Raw genomic sequence first — 20,583 nt, 5'->3', positions numbered from 1 at the left:
AAATATTGAATAGGTTGTGCAATAAAATAGCAAAAATGAAGATAATATCTTACAACGTAAATGGTATTCGTGCCGCCTTAAAAAAAGGATTCATAGATTGGTTAAAAAGTGCAGATCCAGATGTTGTTTGTTTGCAGGAAATTAAGGCTAATGAAGAGCAGTTAGATTTAGATGTTTTTATTGAAGCAGGCTACGCTTATAATTATTGGTTTAGTGCTCAAAAAAAAGGGTATAGTGGTGTTGCGATTTTAAGTAAAACAAAACCCAATCATGTTGAATTTGGCACGGGAATTGAGTCTATGGACTTCGAAGGACGTAATATACGAGCAGATTTTGATGATGTGTCTGTAATGAGTTTATACTTGCCATCGGGGACTAACATAGCGCGTTTAGAACACAAGTTTGAATACATGGCTATGTTTCAGGATTATATCACGACATTAAAACAAGATATTCCTAATTTGGTAATTTGTGGGGATTATAATATTTGTCATGAAGCTATAGATATTCACGATCCTGTAAGGAATAAAAACGTATCAGGATTTTTACCTGTAGAGCGCGAGTGGATTGGAACATTTATGGATAGCGGATTTATAGATTCGTTTAGATATTTTAACCAAGAACCAGACCATTACAGTTGGTGGAGTTATCGTGCGAATGCAAGAAACAACAATAAAGGATGGCGTATAGATTATTGTTTGGTCGCGAATCCTTTAGAAGAGCGTTTAAAACGTGCGGTTATACTTCCTGAAGCTAAACACAGCGATCACTGTCCGATTTTGGTCGAGATTGCCTAATATATTAATAACCGTTTAATAAGATAAAAATGAATTATAAATTAGTTTTACCTGTATTATCTATAATTTTGGCGAGCTCTTGTGTGGCACCAAATGTTTATAAAGACCTTGAGGCAAGACACGAGGTTTTAAAGCAAGAGAATAAATCTTTAATGGATGAAAACTCTGAAATGTCTTCCCAGATTTCTGCATTAGAAACAGAGTTAAATGCGCTAAAGAAAGATTATAAAGAGACAGCTGCCAGACGCGATAAATTAGAAAACGATTATAGTGCGTTACAATCTAATTATGATAATTTACAAACATCTTATGATGCTTTAGAGAAAAACAGCTCCGCATCAATTGCTAAAAACGTGCAACAAAACAGAGAGTTGTTAGCACAATTAGAAGCTAAGGAGCAAGCTTTAGCTGCAGAAAATACCCGTTTAGAAGAATTAAAGAAAGAATTGCAGTCAAGATCTCAGCGTGTTGCAGAATTGGAACGCGTTATAGCTCAGAAAGACGAAAGCATGCATGCTTTAAAAGATGCCATTTCTAGAGCGCTAACAGATTTTGAAGGTAAAGGATTAACTGTAGAACAACGTGATGGGAAAGTGTATATCTCTATGGAAAACAAATTACTTTTTGGTTCGGGAAGTTGGGCTGTAGGTACAGAAGGTCGTCGTGCAGTAAATCAATTAGGAACCGTTTTGTCTGCTAATCCAGATATTGCTGTGTTAATTGAAGGACATACAGACGATGTACCTTATAAAGGTAGCGGACAATTATCTGGAAATTGGGATTTATCGACTAAACGTGCCACTGCAATCGTGAATATTTTAAGAGAAAATACAGCTATTAATCCAGAAAACTTAACAGCTGCTGGAAGAGGAGAATTTGCGCCAATTACCTCAAATTCAACTGCAGAAGGTCGTGCTAAAAACCGTAGAATTGAAGTGGTGTTAACACCAAAATTAGATGAAATTTCTAAGTTGTTAAACGACATTTAATTCAGTTTTAGCTCAAAAAAATAATATACAGACCGCTAAATGTGCTTAGTAATTTATACTAATTCAAAGCACATTTAGCGGTTCTTTTTTTCCTTAACGTAGAAATTAATTTTAACTTAGTAGCATAAGTTAATTCTACATTTTTTTAAGGATATGAAGCATTTGTTTTGGGTGGTTTGTTTAGTGGTGCTTACAGGTTGTAATTCTAAAACTAAACAATCAGATTATGTTGCTATAGAAGATTTTAAATCGCAGCATAAAGATGGTTTTGTGGGCGATTCACAATGTATGGCATGCCATAAAGGTGTTTATGATAACTGGACAGGATCCGATCACGATTTAGCAATGCAAGTGGCTAACGACTCTACGATTTTAGGAGATTTTAATGATGTGAAAAAAGTAATTGATGGGGTGTCTTATCACTTTACAAAAGCAGATGATGCTTTTATGATTCATGTTAAAGAAATTGATGGAAGCGAAGTAGACTATAAAGTAAGTTATGCCTTTGGTGTTAGACCGCTTCAGCAATATTTAATAGATTTTGACAAGGGAAAAAAACAAGTGCTGCGTGTCACTTGGGATTCCGAAAAAAATGTTTGGTTTCATCAATATAAAGGAGACGAAATAGATCCGCACGACTGGCTACACTGGACAGAAACTGCTCAGAACTGGAATACTATGTGTGCCGAATGTCACTCTACTAATCTAGAAAAAGATTACGATGTAGAAACCGATTCTTATAACACCACTTACTCGATTATTAATGTGAGCTGCGAAAGTTGTCACGGTCCAGCAGAACGCCATGTATTTTGGGCTGAACATGTTCAAGATAGTGTACATACAGAAAATACATATATAATCCCTGGTAATTCTCAGTTAAGTCAAATGAATATGTGTGCGCCTTGCCATGCTAGACGCGCTCGATTAACAGAAAAAATGATTCCGGGAACAGCTTTCGAGGATCAATATATGCTTCAAAACATTTCTTCAGACTTCTACCATGGAGATGGTCAAATAGAAGATGAAGATTATGTGTATGGTTCATTTCTTCAAAGTAAAATGTATCACGACGGTGTTAAATGTTCAGATTGTCACGATCCTCATACTTTAAAAGTGAAATTTAATGATAACAGATTGTGTTTACAGTGTCATGCACCAAGTTACGACGAGCCTTCGCATCACTTTCATGCGCAAGATACCGATGGTGCACAATGTGTAAATTGCCATATGACAGGTGCTGTGTATATGGGGAACGATTTTAGACGCGATCATAGTTTTAGAGTGCCACGTCCAGACCAAAGTGTGGAGTATGGTACGCCAAACGCATGTACACAATGTCACCAAGATAAATCAGACCAATGGGCGGCAGATCAAGTGGTAGATTGGTATGGTCCAGATCGCTTAGATCACTTTTCAGACGATTTATTAATAAGTAATAAAACCACTATAAATCCGCAAGAACGCGAACGTTTAGATACTTTCATAAACAACTTAAATTATCCTGCAATAGCTCGATCTACTGTAATCGCAAATATAGATATTACCAATAACGCGCAATTTGAAGCCGTTCTTAAAAGCTTAGAAGATCCTTCTGCTATGGTGCGTTATAATGCACTTCAGAAATTTAGAACGTTAAGTCCGCAAGATCGTGTAGCTATAGCGTCTAAACTTTTAAATGACGATACGCGATTAGTGAGAATAGGAGCGGTGCAGTTGTTAACAGGTATAGATACACAAACACTAGCTGCGGTAAATCAATCTGCTTTAAGTAATGCCAGACACGAGTTAGAAACCATGATGTTTACCAATGCAGATTTTGCTACCGGACGTTTACAACTAGGAGATTATTACCTGCAAAGTAATGATTTGGACAATGCCATAAAAAATTACGAGATGTCCCTTAAAAAGGATAGTTTGCTATTGCCAGTGTATTCTAACTTGGCAACAGCTTACAGTTTAAAAGGCGATTCTAATTCTGCCTTAAAGACTTTAAATATATGGATGAAAAAATCGGCTAATGAAGGACGAGCGTATTATTTAAGAGCGCTTTTATATTTTGAATTAAAACAAAATGATTTGGCGATATCTGATTTAAATAAAGCGATTAAAATAGACCCAACAGATACAAGATCGATGTATAATTTGGCTACATTTTATTATCAAAACAAACAATTATCTAATGCTGAAAATGTAATTTTAAAAGCATTAAAGCTTCAAGCTAGTAATCCAGATTATCAATATTTGTTAGCTTTAATTTATCGCGATCAAGGGAAAATGGAAGAAAGCGGTAAAATTATGCAAGCTTTACAAGCAGCAAGCCAGAATAATTCATAAAAGCACATTATTAAAAAATGAAATATACTACACTACCGCATACAGATATAAAAGTGAGTAAAATATGTTTGGGTACCATGACTTTTGGAAATCAGAACACTCAAGAAGAAGGTTTTAAACAGATGGATTACGCCTTAGATCAAGGTGTTAATTTCTTTGATACAGCAGAAATGTACCCAGTACCAGCCCAAAAAGAAACCTATGCAGAGACCGAACGTATTATTGGAAAATGGTTAAAACAATCGGGTAAACGTAGCGATATTGTTTTAGGATCTAAAATAGCTGGAACCGGAGATTATACAGCTCATATAAGAACAAATGGATTCGCTCCAATAGCAATTGAAGATGCAATCGATCAAAGTTTAAAACGCCTACAAACAGATTATCTAGATTTATTTCAACTGCACTGGCCAGAACGTCAATCTAATTTTTTTGGAACGCGAGATTATAAACACAATCCAGACGATCCTTGGATAGATAATTTTAATGAAGTTTTAGAAAGTTTAGATAAAGCGATAAAAGCAGGTAAGATTCGTAATATTGGTATCTCTAATGAAAAAGCGTGGGGTGCTATGCGTTATATAGAAGAATCTAAATATAACAATAGACCACGAATGGTGACCATTCAAAATGCATATTCTTTAATAAATAGAGGTTTTGAAAGTGATTTAGCAGAAATAGCTATGCGCGAAGGTTTAGGCTTATTAGCGTATTCGCCAATGGCTTTTGGAGTGTTGTCTGGCAAATATGTTGAAGGTTTAGCAGGAGACGATGCTAGGTTGAATTTATTTCCGCGTTTTTCAAGATATAGTAGCGTGAATTGTACTAAAGCCACGACACAATATTTAAAAATTGCAGCAGACAATGGATTAAGTTTAGCGCAAATGTCTTTAGCCTTTGTTACACAACAACCGTTTGTAACAAGTAATATTATTGGAGCTTCTAAAATGGATCAATTAAAAGAAAATATAGATAGTATTCATCTGCATTTAAGCGACGAAATTATTGCTAAAATTAATAAAGTACATGAAGATATACCTAATCCTGCAACATAAATTGTGAAATTATATGGGGTTAAAATATAAATTGAATTGAAAATCACACAAAAGAAAGGCTCTAAAACGCAGGAATTTGAATTGATTAATGATAGCGAATTACTAATTAAGGAAAAAAGTTTTCTAAATTCTAAAGAATGGACTGTAGACATAGAATCTATTGGCCATCATAAAATTGTAGAAGAACATTCTAGAAACGGACTACGAATTGTAGGGAGTTGCTTTATTTTAATAGCATTAACGAGTTGGATTGTTTTTTTTGTTGAAGATAATTTAAATGGAGAATTCGATGGGTTAATTTGGGGTGGCTTATTTTCTGTATTATTGGGGATAACGTGTTTTAAGGCGCCACTTAATAATTTTCTAATTTTAAATGGAGGGTATTCTAATTTAAAGTTTTTTTTGGATTCGCCTTCCCGAGAAGAGGTCGAGGCCTTTGCAGATAAGTTAATAGTAGTATCTAAAAATAAGATACGAGAAAAATATTCAAGAATTGATTCTGATCTTCCAGAAGATACGTTTATGAATCAGTTAAATTGGTTACTTAATTCCAAATTAATTAATGAAGAGGAGTACAATGAGAAGAAAAGAGAATACAAGATTTCTAAATTAATTAAATAAGTATTATTTTATTTAGTCTAACTCATATTTTACAGCATAAAAAAAGCCTTACTTGAATAAAGTAAGGCTTTTTTATTAGTTGATTTGATTACCATCTTTATCAAAAAAGTGGTATTCTAGATATGTGTAAGCATCTCTGGGCATAATTTTCACCCATTTTTTGTGTTCAACAAACCATTTTGAACGTATTGATGGAATGCCTTTTGTTAAAAAGGCCGCTATAAAAGGATGTGTGTTTAAAACCAGCTTTTTATAGTCTTTTTTTAATAGTCGTTCAAGCTCTTGCGTGATTTTCTGTACCAAAATAATTGGTGCTTCTACTTCTTGGCCTTGAACGCCGTTAGGGTTTTCTTCACGTGTTTTTATGTTCATTTCTGGACGCACACGCTGTCTTGTAATCTGTATCAATCCAAATTTACTTGGAGGTAATATTTTGTGTTTCGCTCTATCATCCTTCATTTCATCTCGAAGGTAATTGAAGAGTGTTTTTCTGTTTTCAGCATTGGTCATGTCTATAAAGTCGACAACTATAATGCCTCCCATGTCGCGTAAACGAAGTTGTCTCGCTATTTCTTGGGCTGCAATCATATTAACTTCTAATGCTGTGTCTTCTTGAGAATTGGCTTTGTTAGAGCGATTTCCGCTGTTAACATCTACAACGTGAAGGGCTTCGGTATGTTCTACTACCAAGTAGGCGCCTTTTGCCATAGAAACCGTTTTTCCAAACGACGTTTTAATTTGTCTTTCTACTCCAAATTTTTCAAAAATAGGAACATTAGACTGATACAATTTTACAATAGATTCTTTATTAGGTGCAATAAGTTGCACATAATCTTTAATTTGGTGATAAAGTTCTTCATCATCTACCTGAATACTTGTAAAAGTGTCGTTAAAAATGTCTCGTAAAATAGACGAGGCTTTATTTAATTCTCCTAAAACTTTACTAGGGTGATGTGCTTTGTTTAGCTTCTTACACATTGCGGTCCAACGACCAAGCAAATTCTGTAAGTCTTTATCTAATTCGGCAACTTTCTTGCCTTCTGCTACAGTACGTACAATAATCCCAAAGCCTGGAGGCGTAATGCTTTTTACCAGTCGTTTTAGGCGATCTTTTTCTTCCTTATCTTCAATTTTTTGTGAAATTGAAATTCGATCAGAAAAAGGAACAAGAACAATATATCTACCTGCAATAGAAAGCTCTGAGCTTATTCTAGGGCCTTTTGTAGAAATAGGTTCTTTTACAATTTGTACTAATAGCGATTGATTCGATTTTAAAACATCTACAATGCTTCCATTCTTATCAATCTCTTTTTCAAACGGGAAATCTTTTAAAAAGAAATCGTTTAGTTTACCTGTGCTTACACGTTTTGTGAATTTTAAAAGGGAAGGGAGTTTAGGACCTAAATCGTGATAATGTAAAAAGGCATCTTTTTCGTAGCCTACATTTACAAAAGCAGCATTTAGTCCAGGAACAGTTTTTCTTATTTTGGCGATAAACACGTCACCAACAGAAAAATTGTTACCTCCTTCGTCTTTATGTAATTCAATAAGTTTTCCATCTTTTAATAAGGCAAAATCAACATGTTGGGGACCAGATCTTACGATCAATTCTTTATCCATTTCGTTAATTTTTATCCATACTATTAAGTATAAAGCTAAAAGTTAAAAGCCGAAAAGTTTAAAAACTTATCAGCGTTTAACTTAAACTTATAACCAAACTGTACAGATGGATTATACATTATTTTTCACAGGATTTAATCTGTGGAGCTTCCTTTTTTTGCGCAAGGTATAACGCGGGGAAACTCATGTCAAAGAACAATTCAATTAAAAACCAAAAAAGTAGTTATAAAACTACTTTTTGGGATTATTTTTTCTTTTTGTGACGATTAGCGCGTCTACGTTTCTTACGCTTATGCGTCGCTACCTTATGTCTTTTACGTTTCTTACCACTTGGCATAGATCTGTTTTTTTTTTAGTTAATATTAAGTTTCTTGTTATTCTTTAACGTCTACATTAGTTTTTACACCTTCTACAAATACTTTTGCAGGTTTAAATGCAGGAATGTTGTGAGCTGGTATTTTAATTGTCGTATTCTTAGAGATATTTCTACCAGTTTTTTCAGCACGAGTTTTAATTATAAAACTTCCAAAACCTCTTAAATATACGTTATCTCCAGCTTCTAAAGAAGTTTTTACTTCTTCCATGAAAGTTTCTACAGTTGCCTGAACATCACCTTTCTCGATTCCTAATTTCTCAGAAATTTTCGCTACTAAATCAGCCTTAGTCATTATCTATTATGTATTAAAGTTATCAATTAATTATAAAGGGATGCAAATATAGTCATTTAATATTCAATATTTCAAACCTAATTCATTAAAATTTAAGATTATAAACGATTATTTTTGTCGCACCTAATTTTTAGATATGTCTTTTAGTAAAACTTTAACAGATTGGTATTCAGTGAATAAGCGTCAACTTCCTTGGAGACAGACTACTAATCCGTATTATATCTGGTTGTCTGAAATTATTTTACAGCAAACTCAAATTAAGCAAGGATTACCATATTATGAAGATTTTGTAACGACATTTCCTACCGTTTTCGACCTTGCACATGCAAATGAAGCCGAAGTTTTAAAACTTTGGCAAGGATTAGGGTACTATTCTCGTGCTAGAAATCTTCATTTTGCAGCAAAATATGTTGTAAATGAACGAGATGGTGTGTTTCCCAAAACGTACAAAGATCTATTAAAACTGAAAGGCGTGGGCGATTATACGGCTAGTGCTATTGCGTCTATTTGTTATAATGAGGTGTCTGCCGTTGTAGATGGTAATGTGTATAGACTATTGTCGCGTTATTTTGGAATATATACCCCAATAAACTCATCTAAAGGTGCAAAAGAGTTTAAAGCTTTAGCTCAAGAACTAATTGATAAAAAGGATCCTGCAACATTTAATCAGGCGGTTATGGAGTTTGGTGCTGTGCAATGCAAGCCCAAAAGTCCAGATTGTTCTGTGTGTCCGTTCATAACTAGTTGTTATGCTTTTGGAAAAGATGTAATTTCAGATTTACCCGTTAAAATAAAGGCGGCTAAAGTGACTAAAAAGTATTTTAATTTTTTAGTGTTTTTAACCCCAAGTCAGACCACATTTTTAGAGCAACGCCAAGGTAAAGGCATTTGGCAAAACTTGTATCAGTTTCCTTTAATAGAGTCTAAATCAGCTTTAACACAAGCTCAGCTTCAGTTAGAGTTGGATAATTTAGAGGTTCTAAAAGATCATACCTACGAAGTGTCATTATATAATAAAGACGAAATTGTTCATAAATTATCACATCAGCATTTATATACAAGATTTTGGATTGTAGATGTAGATACCAATATAAAAGGCGGAATTCCTGTGACGGAAGTTGAAGATTTTCCAGTACCTATTCTTATTGGAAACTTTATTGAGGCCTTTAATTTTTAGCCTCAGAAGTTTATAACTCATAATTTTTTTATTAATTTTAAAAAAGTTGAACTACAAAGTGTAATTTTGCAGTTCGTTAAAAAAATAATTTATGGCAGGAACGTTAAATAAAGTAATGCTTATTGGGCATTTAGGAGATGATGTTAAAATGCACTACTTTGAAGGAGGTGGTTGTGTTGGACGTTTTCCTCTAGCGACCAACGAAACGTATATGAGTAAGCAAACTAATGAGCGTGTTACAAATACGGAATGGCATAATATTGTAGTACGAAATAAAGGCGCAGAAATCTGTGAAAAGTATTTAAGTAAAGGAGATAAAATTTATGTTGAAGGACGTCTTAAAACTAGAAAATGGCAAGACGAGTCTGGGCAAGAGCGTTACTCTACAGAAATTCAATGTACAGATTTTACTTTTTTAACGACAAAAAAAGAGAGTTTAGCGAATGCGCAACAATCGTCGCAAGATGCTAAACCAACAGAAAACAAACCCGCAACAAGTCAAAATACGTCTAGCGTAGAAGACGATTTGCCGTTTTAATTGTTTAACTAAATTTATTCCAATTGGACCCTGACCCCTCGAGTTTATTAGCTCTAATTTCCACGATAAATATTCCATTAATTATTGGTATCGTACTTTTATGTGTTTTACTGATATGTTCTGCACTTATTTCTGGCGCAGAAGTAGCCATGTTTTCTTTAACTGTTACCGATATAGATGAAGGCATAGAAGAAGATTCTAAAGCCATCAAAATTATTTCTAAGCTATTAGAACGTCCCAAAAAATTGCTAGCCACCATACTTGTTGCTAATAATTTTATAAACATTGGTATTGTTATTCTCTTTGCTTATTTAGGCGATTTTATATTTCATAGTATTACCTCAGAAGTGATGCGTTTTATTCTTGAAGTTGTATTAGTAACCTTCCTTATTTTATTATTTGGCGAAATTTTACCAAAGGTTTATGCTAGCAGAAATAAACTAAAATTTGCGTCGTTTATGGCCGTTCCTTTACAAGTTATGGATGTGCTGTTTTCGCCTTTAAGTTTGCCTATGCGTAGTATTACTCTAGGGATTCATAATAAATTAGGAAAGCAAAAATCTAATTTAAGTATCGATCAATTATCACAAGCCTTGGAGCTTACTAGTGAGGCAGATACTTCTAAAGAAGAACAGAAAATATTGCAAGGTATAGTATCTTTCGGAAATACAGATACCAAGCAGGTTATGCGCCCTAGGATAGATATTTTTGCATTAAATGTAGATTTAAAATATACCGAGATTATTCCAGAAATTGTATCTAACGGATATTCGAGAATTCCTGTTTACGAAGATAATATAGACAACATTAAAGGGATTCTTTACGTTAAAGATTTACTGCCTTATGTAGATAGAAAGCAATTTGATTGGAAGACTTTAATTCGTGAGCCATTTTTTGTTCCGGAAAACAAAAAGTTGGACGATTTAATGGGAGAGTTTCAGGAGAAAAAAGTCCATTTAGCAGTCGTTGTAGATGAGTATGGCGGAACCTCGGGATTAATTTCTTTAGAAGATATTATTGAAGAAATTGTTGGTGAAATTAGCGATGAGTTTGACGATGAAGATTTAGTATACTCTAAACTAGACGATAATAATTATGTGTTCGAGGGAAAAACACCTTTAAAAGATTTTTATAAGATTATTAAAATTGAAGACGATACTAATTTTGAACAGAAAAAAGGTGAAGCTGAGACTATTGCTGGTTTTGTGTTAGAATATTCTGGAAGTTTTCCGAAATTAGGAGCGAAAATTAATTTTGAAAATTATAAGTTTACAGTCGAAGCTTTAGATAAAAAACGCATTAAACGCGTAAAAGTTACCATTTTATAATATGTTAAAATACATTCAGAATACACTTATACTTTTATTGTTAACCTTAGTGACGTCTTGTGCAGACGATCCAACACCTAAACCCAATGCGTTTTTAAGGTTAAGCTATCCAGAAGCGAATTATAGCGAGGCAGATTTAGAGGTGCCTTTTACATTTCAGAAAAATGAATTTGCATCTCAAATGGGTGTGAAAAAGATGGTTGGTCAAGATAATTATGGTGTAAATATTGAGTATTCTAACTTAAAAGGAACCATATTCTTAACGTATAAGAATATTAATGAAGACTCTAAAAACCTTATGGAGTTTATCAAAGACGCGCAAAATTTTACACAAAAACATACTATAAAGGCCGACGAAATTGTTGAGCAAGTTTATATAAACGATGAACGTAAAGTGTATGGTATGTTCTACGAAGTAGGAGGTAACGCCGCTTCTCAATCTCAGTTTTATGTTACAGATAGTGTTAAGCACTTCTTGACAGGCTCTTTGTATTTCTACGCTAAACCTAATTACGACTCTATTTTGCCAGCTGCAAAATATCTTGAAAGGGATATCAAGCGTATTATGGAATCGGTGTCTTGGAAGTAAATTCTGTAGTTGTTTAATTGATCTTAATCTAGTTAATACATTAAAAGAAATAAAACTGCTGCTTTCAGAATCTTTATTCAGATAAATATATCTTTTCTGTGATTTTCTCTTATTTAACGAGAATCTTTTTTGAACTTTGCCGACTTGCTATTTCAAGTAAAAGTTTAAAACGCATTCGCTGTGAAACTCAAACAAAAAAGAAAACTAGTTACGTATCTAAATATTTTAGATCAGCCTATAAAATTCAATCCATTTGTCTTTAGTCGAACCTTCTTGCTTTGGGCTTTAGTAGGTTTAATTGGAGGTTGTATTGCCGGATTATATTGGATAGTTTTAGAGTTTTTTACTCATAAATTAGCTTTTTTCGAAGGTTGGTCTGTGATTCCTGTTATGGCTATTTGTGGATACTTAGCGGGTTTGGTTATTCATTTTATTGGAGATCCAGGAGAAATTCACTTAATGGTAAACAACATCCGATTTAATAAAGGGAAACTTGATCCTAAAAATAATCCATCTATGGTTTTGTCTTCTTTACTTTGTGTAGCGTCGGGCGGAAGTTTAGGTCCGGAAGCGCCTTTAGTTCAGGTTACAGGATCTACAGGAAGCTGGTTAGGAAAAATATTTCGTCTTAAAGGTGAAGAATTAAGATCGTTAAGTATTGCTGGAATGGCATCTGGTTTTACGGCGCTTTTTGGTGCTCCTTTAGGCGGAAGTTTATTCGCTTTAGAAATTCTTCATCATAAACATGCTGTAGAGTATTATAAGGCTATTATTCCAGCTTTAGTGGCGAGTAGTTTTAGTTATGTGGTGTTTGCTATTATTATTCATGTTGGCCTGGGCGCGGTATGGAATTTAGAAGCGTATGAATTTGCAGGGACTTTCGATTTTGCTTATGCTGTGTTATTTGCTATTGCTGGCACAGCAATAGGTTGGGGGTTTATTTATTGTATAAAAGGTTTTAAATTTCTTTTTGATAAAAAACAATTGCCAATTTATATTAAAACACTTATTGGAGGGTTATTGTTAGGTGTAATCGCGTATTATATCCCATTAACACGTTATTTCGGACATCATGAAATTAATGAAATATTATCAGAGCCTTTACCTGTTAAACTTTTGGTAGCCATTTTAATAGGTAAGATTGTTGCCATTTCTATAACGGTGACTTCCGGATGGCGTGGCGGATTTATAATTCCGTTGTTTTTTGTGGGGGCGACTTTAGGTTTAATTATTCATCATGTATTTCCTTCAACTAATTTAACACTTGCAATTGTAAGTTGTATGGCAGCAATTAATGCTTGTGTAACGCGAACGCCTATGAGTACGCCTATTTTGTTAGCAACACTAACCGGATTTTCGTATTTTATTCCCATACTTTTTGCAAGTTTAACAGGATATTTTTTGGCTCCTAGAATTCCATTTATTAGTTCTCAGTTAGATCCAGAATAAGAACAGTAGCATTGAATTTTTTAGATTCCTAAATGAACTTTATAAAATAAGTTGTAAATTTTGAACAGTTAAGCTGTTTAATACATTACAAACTTTAGAATTAGGATGAAAAAAATAAAAAAAGAAGATATAAATCAAGAGGTTTTTGATTTGTACGACGACTATGCCCACAACAAAATACAGCGCAGAGATTTTATGAAGAAATTGTCGCTTTATGCTGTTGGTGGATTAACTATGCAATCGCTTCTCAGTTTTATGATGCCCAATTATGTGGATTCTATTTTAGTGCCTCAAGACGATCCGCGATTAGACTCAACTTACATCACATACAATTCACCGCGTGGTGGCGGTGGTATCAAAGCATTGCTTTCTAAACCAAAATCTAATACAGAGAAATTACCAGGTATTATTGTAGTGCATGAAAATAGAGGGTTAAATCCGTATATAGAAGATGTAGGTAGACGCGCGGCAACAGAAGGTTTTATATCTATAGCGCCAGATGCATTAACGCCTCTTGGTGGGTATCCAGGAAACGATGATGAAGGTAGGGAGATGCAGAAGCAGCGTGATAAAAATGAAATGTTAGAAGACTTTATAGCAGCTTTTAATTATCTAAAAAATCATGAACAATGTAATGGGAAAATTGGAGTAGTAGGTTTTTGTTTTGGAGGATGGATTTCAAACATGATGGCTGTTAGAATTCCCGATTTAGGTGCAGCAGTTCCGTATTATGGGAGTCAGCCTAGTGCTGAAGAAACAGCCGAAATTAATGCGCCACTAATGATGCATTATGCAGAGCTTGATAAACGTGTAAACGCCGGATGGCCAGCTTATGAAGCTGCGCTTAAAGATAATAATAAACAATATGAAGCGTTTGTATATCCTGAAGTTAATCATGGATTTCATAATAATACCACACCGCGTTACGATGAAGCAGCAGCTACACTATCATGGAATAGGACACTGTTATTTTTTAAAGAAAATTTAGTTTAATATTTAAATACAATTACAAAAAAAGCACCTCTAAGAGATGCTTTTTTTATATAGATAAGGTTACGGCTCTGTATTTATTAAAAGTGCTCGAAAGGATGATATTTATTATTGTTAAATCATCTTTATAGTAGTAATATAACATATAAGTTAATACATGTGTGGTGTTAATGTTTTATATTTAATAATTAGCAGTTTGTCTAATGTAAAAAGCTTTTAATAAGATTTACTTATGTGGTTGCGTGTTAGTTGTAGTTTGTCTTTTGATGTAGAGATACCATCTCCATTTATTTTAATGTTGCGTCCTCGTAGTGGGGCTGAACAGTGGATTGAATGCGATGAATTTAAAATAACACCAGGTGTGCCTATTGTAGAGTTTACAGATGCTTATGGTAACTTGTGCCAAAGACTTGTAGCGCCTAAGGGGCATTTTACCATTCACACCAAATCTGATGTGAAAACGTCTCAGTTTGTAGATGTGAATTTTAGTGCACCCTTTGTAGATATTCAAGATTTACCATCAGATGTACTAAGTTATTTATTGCCGAGCAGATATTGTGAATCCGACCGTTTTAACGATTTAGCAAATACAATTACTGCAGATAAACCATTAGGTTACGCACAAGTATATGCTATAGAACAATGGTTGCGGTATACAATTCAATACATTCCTGGGAGTAGTGCTTATCCTATTTCGGCAGTTGAAGTGAACCAAAAAGGTTCTGGTGTTTGTCGTGATTTAGCACATTTAGGAATTGCCTTATGTAGGAGTTTGAGTATTCCTGCACGTATGGTGGTTGGTTATCTACATCATTTAAAACCCATGGATATGCATGCGTGGTTTGAAGCTTATGTTGGTGGACGTTGGTATGTGTTCGATGCGACTCAAACAGGTTTAAAAGGAGGTTACGTCTCTGTGGGTTATGGTCTTGATGCAGCAGATGTCGCTATATTTAATCAGTTCGGACCTAAAGTGCATACTTTAACGCAAGAAGTTATTGTAAAGCAGATTAAGATTTAAATCTAAGTGTTATCAGCTATAAAGCTAAAATAAAACCTTTTAATTTGATTCCTATATATTAATAAAAAAGCATCTCGATAGAGATGCTTTTTTATTAATTATGTGATAGTTAGAGTTATGCTTTAGTCGCGCAACATCCTTCTTTTCCATGTTCAGAACAAGCCATTGCTATGTCTTCAGATTTACCTTTACAGTCTCCGTTACATTCACCTTCACAGTCTCCTTTGCACGTCATTTTTTTAGACGTTTCTGTTTCTTCAGTACTAGTTGTATCAAAATCTTCAACAGTTTTCATGTCTTTTACACTATACATGTCTCCGGCTTTAGTTACAGTTTCTTCAAGAGTAGTGGCGTTTACTTTAGCAACATCATATTCTACCATAGCTAGTTTTTTGTCAAAACTCACTGTTGCAGATTTAATACCATCTAATTTAGATAATTTTTTCTCTATGGTGTTAGCACAACCAATTTGGCAAGTCATTCCTTCGATAGTGAATTCCGCTTTAGCGTAAGTGGCGTTAGGGTCTAAAGTGTTTGTTGTGGTTTCTGCAGTTGCAGCCGTTTCAACAGTTTTTATCTCAGGCTCTGCAGCTTTGTCTTTACAAGAAAATGCTAAGATTGAAACTAATGCTAAAGTGTAAACAAGTTTAAAATGTTTCATAGGAATAATAATTTATATAAGGTGAACAAATTTAATAATTTATGTGAGTATTTATGTTAAAAGTTTCATTTTTGCAGCTTTAATAGAATGATTTATGAGCGAGAATACCAAAAAATGGGGTTATCTTTTTGTGTTGTCATTAATTTGGGGAAGCTCATTTATATTAATGAAAAAAGCACTCATAGGAGTTACAGCCTTTCAGTTAGGTGCATTAAGGACCATTTTTACAGCTTTAATTTTATTTACTGTAGGATTAAAATCAATCCAAACCATAGATAAACAAGCTTGGAAATGGGTTATGCTTTCTGGTGTTTTTGGATCGTTTATACCAGCGTTTTTATTTGCTATAGCTGAAACTGAAATCGATAGTGCGATTGCTTCTATATTAAATTCTTTAGTGCCATTACAAACGGTTTTGGTGGGTTTTGCTGTATTTCAGATTGCATCTACTAAACGCCAGGTTTTTGGTGTGATTTTGGGTTTTGTAGGTACGGCTTTGTTGGTTGTTAAAGGCGCAGACCTTAATCCGCATCAAAACTATTTATATGCTGGTTATATTGTCTTGGCTACTGTAATGTATGCGTTTAATGTTAATATTATAAAACGGTATTTACAGCATTTAAAACCATTAACTATTGCAACGGGTAATTATGTGGTGATTGTAATTCCTGCGTTAATAATATTATATTTTACAGATTTTTTTGAAAGTTCTAATTTGAACCATCCAGAGCTTAAAATGGCTTTAATGTATGTGTTTATTTTATCTTTTTTTGGAACGGCTTTGGCTAAAGTATTATTTAATAACTTAATTAGAATATCGACTCCGGTGTTTGCTTCGTCTGTGACTTATGTAATGCCTATAGTGGCGTTAACTTGGGGTTTTTTAGATGGAGAAGGGTTTAGTATGTTGCAAGCTTTTGCTTCTTTAATTATTTTATTAGGGGTGTATTTAGCTAATAAAAAGGCATAAAAAAACCGAAGTGTTAGCTTCGGTTTTTTATAAAGTAGTAGATTCTGATTATTTGAAATCTTCGTCTGTAATACCTTCATTTATTTTTAAATCTTTTACTACGAAATCGAATTTTTGTGGTCCCATAGTTTGAGATAATTTATAAGGAAATTTAATTCCGTTTACATCTTTGTAATCAGAATAAAATAATGAAGCACTACCCATTGGTGTAGATCGTTCTTCTTTTAATTTTAATCCAGACTCAACGCTATAGAATGCAGATAATTCTTCGCTTACTTTAATTTTGTATGCGTTTTCTCCGTCTATATTTTCTATGCTTTCTAAAGTAACGCCATTGTTTAAATAGTTTAATTCAGGGAATGGAGCTGCTTCAGAGATTGATTTTGTGATTTCCTCTTCTGTCATCTCTTTCTTTTGTCCTTGCATAACAACATAACCTGATTTACTATCCATTACGGTTTTCATTACAGATTGACCCATAGCAACAATTTCTTGTGCAAATTGTTTTTTTGATGTTTTTTTAATGTCTAAATTCATCATCACTCCAGGCTGTAATTCTGCTTCAGCTACAATGTTTATTGTGTTTACAGCATCAAGTTTGTCTTTACCACCTATTGCAGCGATGTAACTCTGTAGTACTTTTTCTACTGTCATATCTGCAGGTAATGCAACCTCGTAAGTCGGTTTTTCTACAGGTGTCGCATATTTATCATAATACTTAATTGGAACGCCTGTTTTTTCAAGGTTAGTTAATACATCACTTCCTTTACCTACAATAATTATACGTGCATTTTCAGATTTAAAATACTTGTTAGCTGCTTTCTGGATGTCTGCAGGTGTTAACGCGTTTATTTTTTCTAAATACGTTTCATAAAAATCTTTTGGTAAATCATTCAGCTTAATGTTTAAGGCGTATTCGGCAACGGTTTCAGGTTTTTCTAAAGCCATAACAAAACTTCCTACATATTTAGCCTTAGCACTTTCTAAATCTTTAGGGTCTACAAGTTCTGTTTTAATTCTTTTGATTTCATTTAAAATCTGAACAGCAGCACTATCTGTAACGGCATTTCTTACTTGAGAGCTTGCTTCAAAACGCCCAGCGTTATAACGGCTGTCTCTAAGTGAAGAATATGCGCCATAAGTATAAGCGTGTTCTTCTCGAAGGTTTTTAAATAAATACCCTTCGCCACCACCTCCTAAAATGTAGTTTGCAATTTTAGCAGCAAAATAGTCTGGGTCGTTCATTTTTAAATCGACATTGTTTGTAACTACAACATTAGATTGTACGGCATTTGGCGCATCTACAAAGTCTATTTGTGTTGCAGTAACATTTGCTGTAGTAGCAGGTGTTGCTGTTGTAATGTCAGCTCCTTTTTTCCATTTTCCAAAATCTTTAGTAATGGCTTTTTTTACGGATTTAAAATCTACATCTCCAACAACTACTAAATATGCATTGTTAGGAATAAAATATGTAGTATAAAAATCTTTAACATCTTGAAGCGTAATGTTGTTTACGGTTTCTTCTGTAGTAAATTCTCCGTAAGGATTATTTTTACCATAAGATAAAGCGTTTCCGACCCTAGAAGCGATAGCGTCTACACTTTTTTCTTGAGATTTTAAACCTTCAATAAGTTGGTCTTTACTTTTTTGAAATTCTTCTTCTGTTAATAGCGGATTAATAGCAGCATCTGCCATTAATTCTAAAATACGAGATGAATACTTTGTTAAAGACGATGCGTATCCGCTTTGAGAACCAAAACCTAAACGCGCTCCTAAGAAGTCTATTTCGTCGTTAAATTTATCTTTCGGAATTGATGTTGTTCCGTTACCTAACATAGAAGACAGTAAGCTAGAAACTCCGGCTTTGTTACCTTCTGTAATAGGTTTATTGTCTAATCGTAAAGAAAAAGTTACTTTAGGTAGTTTGTGGTTTTCTACCACAAGGACTTTAATACCATTTTTTAATTGAAATTCTTGTGGGTTTTCCAAAGTGATTTTTGGAGCAGGTCCCGGCTCAGGTTGTTTAGATCTGTCTATTTGAGCGTGAACGCCAACAGACATTAAAAACAATACTAATAATACTGATATTTTTGTTTTCATTTTTTGTGTACGTTTTGGATTATTGCTTTTTGTCTTCTGGTAAGTATTCTAATAATAACCTTTGGTTAGGATTTAAATACTTTTTAGCAACAGCTTGAATGTCTTCTCTTGTTATAGATCTGTAAATATTAATTTCGTTGTTAATTAAATTTACATCGTCGTAAAGTAAGTAGTACGTTGCTAAAGAGCTTGCAATACCTTCTACACTTGAATTTGAGTTTACAAACTGATTCTCAAATTGATTGATTAATTTTTCGTAATCGCGTTCAGAAATTAAATTGGTTTGAATTTTTACAATTTCTTCATCAATTTCTTTAGTTAAATTGGCAAGAGTTGTGTCTCCTAAAGGTAAACCGTAAACAATGTAAGCACTGTAGTCCTCTTGGCTAATACTCATAGCACCTACTTGTAAAGCCATTTTTTTATCGTCGACTAATTTTTTGTAAAGTTTGGAAGATTTACCACCGCTTAAATAAGACGAAATCATTTCTAAAACATAAGCATCGCGTTCCTTATAAGAAGGTGTTCTGTAGGCTTGAATTATTGCTGGAATTTGAATGTTGCTGTCGTAAGCTTTAGCTTCAATTGCTGTAGTGATCGGATCTTCTTTTGGTAAGTTTCTTACAATTGGCGCGCCTTTAGGAATTGGACCAAAGTAATCCTTTATCATTTTTTTTACCTTGGTTTTATCAATATCTCCAGCAACAACTAAAACAGCATTGTTTGGAATATAATATTTTTTGTTGAAGGCTTGAAACTCTTCAAGAGTAGCAGCATCTAGGTGTTCCATTTTACCAATAGTAGTCCATCGGTATGGGTGCTTTGTAAATAGGTTAACTTTAACTTGTTCTAAGAATTTTCCGTAAGGCTGATTGTCTACACGCATACGTTTTTCTTCTTTTACAACTTCGTTTTGAGTGTCTACTCCAATTTGGTTAATAACGGGATGCATTAAACGCTCAGACTCTAGCCATAAACCAAGTTCTACTTTGTTAGAAGGGAAAACTTCGTAATAATAGGTTCTGTCGTCTGTCGTGTTTGCATTAAATTTTCCACCATTAGCAGGGATAATTTTCATGAATTCTCCACGTTCTATATTTTCTGTACCTTCAAATAAAAGGTGTTCAAAAAAGTGAGCGAAGCCTGTGCGTTCTGGGTTTTCGTCTTTGGCTCCAACGTGGTACATTACTGAAGTTGTTACAACTGGTGCTGTGTTGTCTTGGTGCAAGATTACATGTAATCCATTGTCCAAGTCGTACTCTTCAAATTCAACTTTTTGTGCTGTAGCTAGATGGCCAACAAGCAACAAAGAAGCTAAAGTAAATAAGCTTTTTTTCATTGTGAGTTTGTGTTAAGTTGATTTTTAATTTATTGATATGTCTAGTAGCTATTAGGAAAGTTACATATTTAACGAAAATAAGAAATGAAAACCTTACAACAACATTGTCTGGTGTAAAACATATTATTTTGTTAATTATGATGTTTTGTATTTGACTTTAATGTTTTAAGTAAATTTGTTGAGGTGTAATTACTGAAAAGGAGGAGTGCGTTGTAAGTAAAGTGTAGGAGTTTTGGTGTTATGCATTTAAAAAGCACATAAAATTATTTCAATTTTAATAAAACGTTTGTAGTTTAATTAATTAGGTGTATATTTGCACTCATTTTTGAACAAAATT

18 protein-coding genes are annotated in these 20,583 nt (G+C 33.8%); 13 read left to right on the top strand and 5 right to left on the bottom strand.

The window, feature by feature from the left end:
- Positions 1 to 35: 35 nt before the first annotated feature.
- From AST99_RS14680 to AST99_RS14660, 5 genes are all read left to right on the top strand, one after another.
- A complete protein-coding gene (locus tag AST99_RS14680; RefSeq protein ID WP_057782957.1) occupies positions 36 to 797 on the top strand; it encodes an exodeoxyribonuclease III in 762 nt (253 codons plus the stop codon).
- Between the two features lie 29 nt (positions 798 to 826).
- Positions 827 to 1,786 carry an OmpA family protein gene (locus tag AST99_RS14675; protein ID WP_057782955.1) on the top strand — a complete coding sequence of 320 codons (960 nt, stop codon included), beginning with the start codon at positions 827 to 829 and terminating at the stop codon, positions 1,784 to 1,786.
- 153 nt (positions 1,787 to 1,939) lie between these two features.
- Entirely contained in the window at positions 1,940 to 4,120 is a 2,181-nt protein-coding gene (locus tag AST99_RS14670) for a tetratricopeptide repeat protein (RefSeq protein ID WP_057782953.1), read from the top strand.
- 17 nt (positions 4,121 to 4,137) lie between these two features.
- The gene (locus tag AST99_RS14665; RefSeq protein ID WP_057782951.1) at positions 4,138 to 5,175 is read left to right on the top strand and encodes an aldo/keto reductase; all 1,038 of its coding nucleotides are present in this window, start codon (positions 4,138 to 4,140) and stop codon (positions 5,173 to 5,175) included.
- A gap of 36 nt (positions 5,176 to 5,211) precedes the next feature.
- Entirely contained in the window at positions 5,212 to 5,796 is a 585-nt protein-coding gene (locus AST99_RS14660; RefSeq protein ID WP_057782949.1) for a hypothetical protein, read from the top strand.
- Between the two features lie 75 nt (positions 5,797 to 5,871).
- Here AST99_RS14660 and AST99_RS14655 read toward each other — a convergent pair whose 3' ends face one another.
- Entirely contained in the window at positions 5,872 to 7,416 is a 1,545-nt protein-coding gene (locus tag AST99_RS14655; RefSeq protein ID WP_057782947.1) for an Rne/Rng family ribonuclease, read from the bottom strand.
- A gap of 374 nt (positions 7,417 to 7,790) precedes the next feature.
- Positions 7,791 to 8,084 carry an HU family DNA-binding protein gene (locus AST99_RS14650; RefSeq protein ID WP_038532346.1) on the bottom strand — a complete coding sequence of 98 codons (294 nt, stop codon included), beginning with the start codon at positions 8,082 to 8,084 and terminating at the stop codon, positions 7,791 to 7,793.
- 136 nt (positions 8,085 to 8,220) lie between these two features.
- Between AST99_RS14650 and mutY the strand changes: the two genes are divergently transcribed.
- From mutY to AST99_RS14615, 7 genes are all read left to right on the top strand, one after another.
- Positions 8,221 to 9,261, top strand: a complete 1,041-nt coding sequence (gene mutY, locus AST99_RS14645) for an A/G-specific adenine glycosylase (protein WP_057782945.1) — start codon at positions 8,221 to 8,223, stop codon at positions 9,259 to 9,261.
- 91 nt (positions 9,262 to 9,352) lie between these two features.
- Positions 9,353 to 9,799, top strand: a complete 447-nt coding sequence (locus AST99_RS14640) for a single-stranded DNA-binding protein (protein WP_057782943.1) — start codon at positions 9,353 to 9,355, stop codon at positions 9,797 to 9,799.
- Between the two features lie 23 nt (positions 9,800 to 9,822).
- Complete coding sequence (locus tag AST99_RS14635; RefSeq protein ID WP_057782941.1) at positions 9,823 to 11,127, top strand: gliding motility-associated protein GldE; 1,305 nt, start codon at positions 9,823 to 9,825, stop codon at positions 11,125 to 11,127.
- Between the two features lies 1 nt (position 11,128).
- Positions 11,129 to 11,716 carry a gliding motility lipoprotein GldD gene (gene gldD / locus AST99_RS14630; protein ID WP_057782939.1) on the top strand — a complete coding sequence of 196 codons (588 nt, stop codon included), beginning with the start codon at positions 11,129 to 11,131 and terminating at the stop codon, positions 11,714 to 11,716.
- A 180-nt stretch (positions 11,717 to 11,896) separates the two neighbouring features.
- Positions 11,897 to 13,165 (top strand): chloride channel protein, encoded by a 1,269-nt coding sequence (locus AST99_RS14625; RefSeq protein WP_057782937.1) that lies wholly within the window; start codon positions 11,897 to 11,899, stop codon positions 13,163 to 13,165.
- 105 nt (positions 13,166 to 13,270) lie between these two features.
- The gene (locus AST99_RS14620) at positions 13,271 to 14,158 is read left to right on the top strand and encodes a dienelactone hydrolase family protein (RefSeq protein ID WP_057782935.1); all 888 of its coding nucleotides are present in this window, start codon (positions 13,271 to 13,273) and stop codon (positions 14,156 to 14,158) included.
- A 229-nt stretch (positions 14,159 to 14,387) separates the two neighbouring features.
- Positions 14,388 to 15,176, top strand: coding sequence for a transglutaminase family protein (locus AST99_RS14615; RefSeq protein WP_057782933.1), 789 nt, complete (start codon positions 14,388 to 14,390; stop codon positions 15,174 to 15,176).
- A gap of 115 nt (positions 15,177 to 15,291) precedes the next feature.
- Here the strand turns inward: AST99_RS14615 and AST99_RS14610 are convergent, their stop codons facing one another.
- Positions 15,292 to 15,837 carry a heavy-metal-associated domain-containing protein gene (locus AST99_RS14610; RefSeq protein WP_069727864.1) on the bottom strand — a complete coding sequence of 182 codons (546 nt, stop codon included), beginning with the start codon at positions 15,835 to 15,837 and terminating at the stop codon, positions 15,292 to 15,294.
- 94 nt (positions 15,838 to 15,931) lie between these two features.
- Between AST99_RS14610 and AST99_RS14605 the strand changes: the two genes are divergently transcribed.
- The gene (locus AST99_RS14605; RefSeq protein WP_057782931.1) at positions 15,932 to 16,807 is read left to right on the top strand and encodes a DMT family transporter; all 876 of its coding nucleotides are present in this window, start codon (positions 15,932 to 15,934) and stop codon (positions 16,805 to 16,807) included.
- A 48-nt stretch (positions 16,808 to 16,855) separates the two neighbouring features.
- On the opposite strand, the gene AST99_RS14600 is transcribed toward AST99_RS14605, so the two are convergent.
- Both AST99_RS14600 and AST99_RS14595 read right to left on the bottom strand, forming a co-directional pair.
- The gene (locus AST99_RS14600; protein ID WP_057782929.1) at positions 16,856 to 18,907 is read right to left on the bottom strand and encodes a M16 family metallopeptidase; all 2,052 of its coding nucleotides are present in this window, start codon (positions 18,905 to 18,907) and stop codon (positions 16,856 to 16,858) included.
- Positions 18,908 to 18,926: 19 nt separating this feature from the next.
- A complete protein-coding gene (locus AST99_RS14595) occupies positions 18,927 to 20,246 on the bottom strand; it encodes a M16 family metallopeptidase (RefSeq protein ID WP_057782927.1) in 1,320 nt (439 codons plus the stop codon).
- Between the last annotated feature and the right edge of the window lie 337 nt (positions 20,247 to 20,583).

The sequence above is a fragment of the Formosa algae genome, from assembly GCF_001439665.1.
Classification (GTDB): Bacteria; Bacteroidota; Bacteroidia; order Flavobacteriales; family Flavobacteriaceae; genus Formosa; species Formosa algae.
This window is presented reverse-complemented; position numbering and strand designations above follow the sequence as displayed.

Excerpts from the sequence above, each read along its gene's own strand:
- gldD (WP_057782939.1), top strand. The coding sequence starts at position 11,129 with ATGTTAAAATACATTCAGAATACACTTATACTTTTATTGTTAACCTTA.
- AST99_RS14675 (WP_057782955.1), top strand. The coding sequence starts at position 827 with ATGAATTATAAATTAGTTTTACCTGTATTATCTATAATTTTGGCGAGC.
- AST99_RS14655 (WP_057782947.1), bottom strand. The coding sequence starts at position 7,416 with ATGGATAAAGAATTGATCGTAAGATCTGGTCCCCAACATGTTGATTTT.
- AST99_RS14680 (WP_057782957.1), top strand. The coding sequence starts at position 36 with ATGAAGATAATATCTTACAACGTAAATGGTATTCGTGCCGCCTTAAAA.
- AST99_RS14610 (WP_069727864.1), bottom strand. The coding sequence starts at position 15,837 with ATGAAACATTTTAAACTTGTTTACACTTTAGCATTAGTTTCAATCTTA.
- AST99_RS14640 (WP_057782943.1), top strand. The coding sequence starts at position 9,353 with ATGGCAGGAACGTTAAATAAAGTAATGCTTATTGGGCATTTAGGAGAT.
- AST99_RS14600 (WP_057782929.1), bottom strand. The coding sequence starts at position 18,907 with ATGAAAACAAAAATATCAGTATTATTAGTATTGTTTTTAATGTCTGTT.
- mutY (WP_057782945.1), top strand. The coding sequence starts at position 8,221 with ATGTCTTTTAGTAAAACTTTAACAGATTGGTATTCAGTGAATAAGCGT.
- AST99_RS14605 (WP_057782931.1), top strand. The coding sequence starts at position 15,932 with ATGAGCGAGAATACCAAAAAATGGGGTTATCTTTTTGTGTTGTCATTA.
- AST99_RS14670 (WP_057782953.1), top strand. The coding sequence starts at position 1,940 with ATGAAGCATTTGTTTTGGGTGGTTTGTTTAGTGGTGCTTACAGGTTGT.
- AST99_RS14650 (WP_038532346.1), bottom strand. The coding sequence starts at position 8,084 with ATGACTAAGGCTGATTTAGTAGCGAAAATTTCTGAGAAATTAGGAATC.
- AST99_RS14595 (WP_057782927.1), bottom strand. The coding sequence starts at position 20,246 with ATGAAAAAAAGCTTATTTACTTTAGCTTCTTTGTTGCTTGTTGGCCAT.
- AST99_RS14620 (WP_057782935.1), top strand. The coding sequence starts at position 13,271 with ATGAAAAAAATAAAAAAAGAAGATATAAATCAAGAGGTTTTTGATTTG.
- AST99_RS14665 (WP_057782951.1), top strand. The coding sequence starts at position 4,138 with ATGAAATATACTACACTACCGCATACAGATATAAAAGTGAGTAAAATA.
- AST99_RS14615 (WP_057782933.1), top strand. The coding sequence starts at position 14,388 with ATGTGGTTGCGTGTTAGTTGTAGTTTGTCTTTTGATGTAGAGATACCA.